Annotated in this window: 7 protein-coding genes and 1 tRNA gene; 2 read left to right on the top strand and 6 right to left on the bottom strand. The window is 53.3% G+C overall.

What is annotated here, in order from left to right:
- The 4 genes from H5U36_00785 to H5U36_00770 form a co-directional block, all read right to left on the bottom strand.
- Nucleotides 1-1,095: Hpt domain-containing protein (locus tag H5U36_00785; GenBank protein ID MBC7216724.1), on the bottom strand; the 1,095-nt coding region annotated here is incomplete at its 3' end.
- 5 nt (nucleotides 1,096-1,100) lie between these two features.
- Nucleotides 1,101-1,469, bottom strand: a complete 369-nt coding sequence (locus H5U36_00780) for a response regulator (GenBank protein MBC7216723.1) — start codon at nucleotides 1,467-1,469, stop codon at nucleotides 1,101-1,103.
- Nucleotides 1,463-2,305 carry a protein-glutamate O-methyltransferase CheR gene (locus H5U36_00775; GenBank protein ID MBC7216722.1) on the bottom strand — a complete coding sequence of 281 codons (843 nt, stop codon included), beginning with the start codon at nucleotides 2,303-2,305 and terminating at the stop codon, nucleotides 1,463-1,465. Before H5U36_00775 ends, H5U36_00780 begins: the two co-directional genes overlap by 7 nt.
- Nucleotides 2,302-3,186, bottom strand: a complete 885-nt coding sequence (locus H5U36_00770; GenBank protein ID MBC7216721.1) for a HEAT repeat domain-containing protein — start codon at nucleotides 3,184-3,186, stop codon at nucleotides 2,302-2,304. The genes H5U36_00775 and H5U36_00770 overlap by 4 nt, the downstream gene beginning before the upstream one ends.
- Before the next feature lie 66 nt (nucleotides 3,187-3,252).
- On the opposite strand from H5U36_00770, the gene H5U36_00765 reads away from it, so the two are divergent.
- Nucleotides 3,253-3,663 (top strand): hypothetical protein, encoded by a 411-nt coding sequence (locus H5U36_00765; GenBank protein MBC7216720.1) that lies wholly within the window; start codon nucleotides 3,253-3,255, stop codon nucleotides 3,661-3,663.
- A gap of 15 nt (nucleotides 3,664-3,678) precedes the next feature.
- Here the strand turns inward: H5U36_00765 and H5U36_00760 are convergent.
- Nucleotides 3,679-3,773 (bottom strand) — tRNA-Ser (locus H5U36_00760).
- Between the two features lie 84 nt (nucleotides 3,774-3,857).
- Between H5U36_00760 and glmS the strand changes: the two genes are divergently transcribed.
- Nucleotides 3,858-5,672, top strand: a complete 1,815-nt coding sequence (gene glmS / locus H5U36_00755) for a glutamine--fructose-6-phosphate transaminase (isomerizing) (GenBank protein MBC7216719.1) — start codon at nucleotides 3,858-3,860, stop codon at nucleotides 5,670-5,672.
- A gap of 24 nt (nucleotides 5,673-5,696) precedes the next feature.
- Here the strand turns inward: glmS and H5U36_00750 are convergent, their stop codons facing one another.
- Nucleotides 5,697-6,113, bottom strand: a complete 417-nt coding sequence (locus H5U36_00750) for a hypothetical protein (GenBank protein ID MBC7216718.1) — start codon at nucleotides 6,111-6,113, stop codon at nucleotides 5,697-5,699.
- Nucleotides 6,114-6,247: the final 134 nt, after the last annotated feature.

The raw sequence follows: 6,247 nt of genomic DNA, 5'->3' as shown, positions 1-6,247 counted from the left end.
TATGTCATTTTCTCTACTTTTCTCAAGGACTGCCATGACAAGGGGGATGCTCTCTTCCCGACCAAGACGCACAAGGCCCTTTTGCACCGCTTCTGCGAGCCGCTGGAGTTCTCCTTCTACGAGGGATGGGGAATGGAGTTTGTCCTCCAGAAACTCGAGGAACTGCTCCATAATGTTGCAGAAAGCTTCAAAGGTTCCGCTTCTCGGCTCAGTTCGTGCCTGTTTTTCTGCAGGACGCTGTTCCCCTTGGAGCCCAAGGGGGGCGTGTATGGTTTCTTCGGGCGTACTGGATTCCCCAGCTTTCAGAAGACGGGAGAGTTCCCGTAGAAGGTCAAGGCCTCGATAGGCTTCGTCGCAAATCTCCTCGGTGACGGCAGCTTTTCCTTCCCGAACTTCCTGAAAGCGGTCTTCGAGACGGTGAGCGGTCTCTTCGATAGAGCGAAGGAGCTTTGCCTGCGCATCTTGGGGGGCAAGACTGAGAATAAGGCGAGCTCCTCCCTTAATGCTGTGAAAAGCACGCATTACCGCGTCGACTTTTTCACTCTCCGGTGAATGCTCAAGTGCAAGGAGCGCTTCCTCGGCGTGGGTGAGATTTTCTTCGAGCTCTGCCAGGAAATCGTGGAATGTTTCTTCGGCAAAAGCCTGGTCGATGACAGGGGAGGATTCCCCAGGTTTTTCTTGGGTGGCCCGTTCAATTTCTGCCAGCACTTCTTTCTCTCCAAGGCCCTCAACGTCCACTTCAAGAGTACCGCCCGAGTACCCTGCGGTGGCGTTTCTCAGGCAGTCGAGTACCTGTTTTACGAAATCGGCAGCCCTCAGGAGGGCATCAATTAGTGCAGAGCTTTTCGCTCTTTTTCCACTCTTGAGCTCCTTGATCAGGTCCTCAGCCTGGTGGCACACCTCCACGATGGGCGTAAGACTTGCAAAGCCAGCAATACCTTTGAGAGAGTGGAAAGAACGGAAAATTGAATTTAGTAATTCCTCCTCTTGGCTTTTTTCAAGCGCAAGAATCTGCTCCTCGAGGTTCGAGAGGTAATCTGGAGCTTCCTCGAGAACTCCCATGAGGATTTCCACGTCTTCAGGGGAAAAGCGCACGAGGATCAACCTCCTATGGCAATCCGCACGCTTTCCACAAGAATGGATGGTTGAATTGGTTTTGTGAGGTAGAAATTTGCTCCAGCTCGTATGCCCTCTTTTCGATCTGCAGCCTCGTCTAAGGTTGTGACTACGATAATGGGTAAATCCACGAAAAGGGGCTCTTGCCGCACCCTGCGGATGAACGTGAGGCCATCCATGTTGGGCATGTTGAGGTCGGTAATGACACAGGCGATATCCTCCTCGGTGTAGAGTTTTTCCAGTGCTTCAGCCCCGTCTGAGGCGTCTACTACGGTGAACCCGGCACTTCGGAGGATGTATGCATGGAAATTCCGGGTTGTGGGCGAATCATCGACAATTAGCACCTTCACCATTCCCGCACCAGCTCCTTCAACGGTTTCCGGTACACGAGGCTCTCTCCCATTCTTCTGAGTTCGAAGGCGCTGGTAATTCGGCTCAAGGATTCCGAATGGCCAAGGAAGATGTATCCTCCTGGATTCATCATCGCGTAGAATGCTTCAACGACTTGTTTTCGAGAGTCGTCGGAGAAATAAATGAGGACGTTGCGGCAGAAGATAAAATCAAAATCTCTTCCCAGGGCAAGAAGTGCTCTTTGGTCGTTGAGGTTCACTTTGTGGAAGGTGACGAAGCGCCGAACCTCATCTTTTACCATAAAGCCCTTGCCAGTGTTCACAAAGTACTTTTCAAGGTACACCCTGGGCACATCTCGTACGGACCGCTCATCGTAAATACCCTGCCTTGCCTTCTCAAGAGCCCGGTAATCGATATCAACGGCGGTAATGGAGAAGTTGTGAGGCGGATCGAGCATCTCCTGACAAATGATGGAAAGCGTGTACGGTTCCTCGCCCGTGGAGCACCCCGCGGAGAGGATACGAATGCGGCCTGATTTTCTGGTTTCTGCAATCTCCGGGAGACACCACTCAGCAAAGGTTTGCAGCTGGGGGAATTCTCGAAAGAAATACGTCTCGTTTACCGTAACACTCGAAATGAGTTCTTCGAACTCTTTCCCCGAACCATCCCGGCACTTCAGATAGGCAATGTACTCCTCTGCTGTGGAAAGCCCCAGGGCCTTCAGGCGTTCTTCGACCCGCCGCTTGAGAAGGTAAACCTTTTGGTCCCCTATGTGTACTCCTGTTCTTGCGTAAATGTAATCACGGATTTCACGGAATTCCCGAAATCCGAATATCACGTCGTTCTACCCAGCCTTTCAAGGACGTATTGTGCGCATTGACGTACATCCTCGTTGGTCTCAGCAGCAAGGAGCGCCTGTACGGCATCATGGAAACTGGTGATTTCTGCCTCGGCAATGACTTCAAGAGCGGCAATGCGGAGAAGGGGATCGTCGCTCTGCAGAAATGCCTGTACCTCGTGGATAACTCCTTCTCGGTCTATTCGGGCAAGGAGGAGCAGGATCTCGTACTTGTTCGGCGAAGGTATGGCAAATTGCAGCATTTCCTTGAGGCAATCCCCCACTGTTTGCTGCTCCGACGGGTCAATGGTGTCACTTCTTGTGAGGAGGGCTGAGAGAGCGTCGAGAATTTCCTTGTAGAACAATTGCCCCCACCTTGTGACGAGGCAACATACTTTGGGGAGGTGTTCTCGACTTCCGCAGCCAGCCACGAAGCGAAGGTAAGAGGGGATGAGGAATTCTGGAAGCTCTGCCGGATTTGGGAAGAGCTCCTGTACAGCCTTCGTGGCGTGGGAATCACCGAGTTTTCCCAGCGCCTCGAAGCAGGTGGCAATGAGGAAAGGATCTTCGGCTTTTTGGAGGATTTCGAGTATCTGTCCCGTGTACTTACGTCCTCCGAGCTCAGCAATGTACTCTATGGCGGCGATGACGTTGTTTACGTCTTCGTCTTCCAGGGCCTCGGCGATGATATCCACAGCGATAGGATTTCCAAGAGCGTATAGGGCATCAAGGGCAAGTTTTCGAATGTGCTTGTTGGGGCTTCTCAAGCTGCGAGCCAGAACCTCAAGGGGAGCCTGCCACTGGCTGGCCAGTATGGCAACTGCAGCATTCCGGAGGGAAAGGTCTGGGGAACAGAAGAGAGCAACCACCTTTTCGGGCATGGAAGGGTCCCGAAGCTTCTTCAGGGCATCAACTACTGCTTCGCGGACGATGTCGCGAGGGTCCTCTTGAAGGATGGTTATGAGGGTATCGGTGTATTCTACGGCGTTTCTCGAGACAACATCGTTGAGGAAAGAGAGGAGAGATACCAGATCACCCCTTGGGTGACTCTCTCTCTCTCTCTCTCTCTCTCTCTCTCTCTCGATTCGCAGGCTGCTCCATGGTACCCCTCCCTTATGCTGGAAAACAGCCTGAAACTACCAAAATGCTATCACCTCTACTTTAACTTTGCAAGTGTTTCGGTTCACATCATGTGGGACACTCTACAAGTCCAGTATCCCTCAGGCGCTCCCCTGGTACAGAGGGAGAAGGACAAAAGGCCCCTTCAGGAATGCTATCTATCCTCTGGTAATTCCGGTATAGAGGGAAACAGGGGCAGGGTGGGGAACGGCAAAACCCAGAGAGTTTTGTCTGGGTGATTCTTGAGGTGTAGGTGGCGGAGAGGGTGGGATTCGAACCCACGAGGCAAGCTCTCACTTGCCTACTCGATTTCGAGTCGAGCGCCTTCGTCCAGCTCGGCCACCTCTCCGAAAAATATTCTACCCGAAAAGCGACCTTCTTACCATCCCCTCTTCTACTTTTCAGTATAATGGGGGAGAGGAGCGTGAGCAGCATGTGCGGCATCATCGGTTACGTTGGAAAGAGGAGCGCCCTCCCTATCCTTCTTGGAGGCTTGAAGCGCCTCGAGTACCGAGGGTACGACTCTGCAGGGGTGGCACTCCTTGAGGGAGACACCATCTGTGTGGTCCGCAGGGTCGGGAAAATCGCTCTCCTTGAAGAGGAACTCAGGGGAAAGACCTTTGAAGCTCTCTGCGGCATAGGCCATACCCGCTGGGCGACCCATGGGATTCCTGCCGACCACAATGCCCATCCCCATACGGATTGCCATAAAACCCTTGCTCTTGTCCACAACGGTATCATCGAGAACTACCGGGCCCTCCGGGAGCGGCTCGTTGCTGAAGGACACCGGTTTCTCTCTGAGACTGATAGCGAGGTCATTGCGCATCTCCTTGAGGGGGATGGACCACCTCTTGAGCGGATTTTGCGGACCCTCCCCCTCCTTGAAGGTTCGTACGCACTGTGCATCCTCTTTGCCGATGAACCAGGGGTCCTCTACGGCGTTCGGAAATTCAGCCCCCTCATTCTTGGGGTCGGGGAGGGAGAGTGCTTCCTTGCTTCAGATGTTCCTGCTTTCCTTGAGCATACGAGGCAAGCGGTTTTCCTCGAGGACGGGGAAATCGTCCGGGTGAGCGAGGAAGGGTGGGAAATCTTTTCCGAAAAGGGGGAAAGGCTCGAGAGAAAAACTGTAACCGTTCCGTGGGATCCGGTGAGTGCCGAACGCGGGGGTTTCAAGCACTTCATGCTCAAGGAAATTCACGAGGAGCCCCGGGTTTTCGAGGATACCATTGCAGGGAGGGTGAATTTGGCACGGGGCGAGGTTGTCTTTGAGGAACTCGAGGATTTTTCTGGAGACTACGAAAGGGTTGTGGTTGTTGCCTGTGGGACCGCATGCCACGCGGGAATGCTGGGGAAGATGTACCTTGAGGATTTCGTGCGTCTTCCGGTGGACGTGGAGTACGCTTCGGAATTCCGCTACCGGGACCCTCTGGTGGACGAGAAGACCCTGGTTGTGGCCATTTCTCAGTCGGGAGAAACGGCCGATACCCTACGGGCGGTGGAGCTTGCCCGGAAAAAGGGGGCACAGGTCCTCGCGGTGTGCAACGTCCTGGGAAGCTCTCTCACCCGCCTTGCCCACTTTACGGTGTACACCCGGGCAGGGCTTGAGATTGGTGTTGCTTCAACGAAAGCCTTTCTCGCCCAGATGACCGTGCTCTTGCTTTTTGCCCTTTTTTGGGGCGCAAGGAGAGGAACCCTTCCCCCTGAGGCCCTTTCCTCGATTCTTTCAGAAATCCCCATGCTCCCCCGAAAGCTCCATATGCTCCTTGGGAAGGAGGAGGAAATCCATGCCCTCGCGAGAGAATTCTACCTCTTCAAGGATTTCCTCTACCTTGGTCGAGGGTTCTACTATCCCCTTGCCCTTGAAGGAGCGCTGAAGCTCAAGGAAATTTCCTACATCCACGCCGAGGGCCTTGCGGCAGGGGAAATGAAGCATGGTCCCATTGCCCTCATTGAACCTGATGTGGCGAGTTTCGTTCTTGTGGGTCAGGGAGAACGTCGTCTCAAGGTCCTTGGGAACATCGAGGAAATCAAGGCCCGCCGTGGGAAAGTCATCGCCCTCTGTGATGAAGGCGACAGAGAGGTCTTCGAGAAAGCAGATTACGTCATCGAAATTCCCAGAACTCTTGAGCCCTGCAGTCCCCTCCTTGCTGTGGTACCGTTACAGCTTTTCGCCTACTACGTTGCCCTGGAGAAGGGGTGCGATGTGGATCAGCCGAGGAATTTGGCAAAGAGCGTAACGGTCGAGTGAGGATTTTTTCTACACTCGGGGATCTCAGTCAGTACTCTTTTTCTTAAGTTTTTCTATTTCTTTCTGCAATTCTGAGATTTCTTTCTTCAGATTGGTGTTCTCCTCAATCAGGGTTTCCATTTTACTCTGTAGACCAAGAATTTGCTTCCTTGCAACGCTTTCACCCTTCCGGAGCTCCCGGATTTCATCCCGTAACCCTTCAATTTCCTCCTCGAGAGAAGCAATAATCCTGTCCCTCCCGGCGAGAGCTGCCCTCATGAAGCCTAACTCCTCGTACAGTTCGTCGTCGAGATCTGGTCTTGAACGGAACCTTCGAATCGTTTGCTCGAGCTCTCGCTGGAAAGCTTCCCGAACCTCCTCCAGGGCTCGCTGCGTTCCCCTCTTGACAGCTTCCTCAAGCCTCCAGTCATGGGATAATCCCTGTCCAAAGGGATCGTACACCAAGGCTGTACCCTCCTTTCTATCTGAATCAGCCCGAAAGTACACCAAACCCACACTGATTATACCAGCAACCGCTCTTTCTGCGTTCCTTCTCATCCCGTTGAGCACCAGGTGTTTCCACCGTCCGCCAGGGT

The sequence above is a fragment of the Candidatus Caldatribacterium sp. genome (assembly GCA_014359405.1).
Lineage (GTDB): Bacteria > Atribacterota > Atribacteria > Atribacterales > Caldatribacteriaceae > Caldatribacterium > Caldatribacterium oleiphilum.
This window is presented reverse-complemented; position numbering and strand designations above follow the sequence as displayed.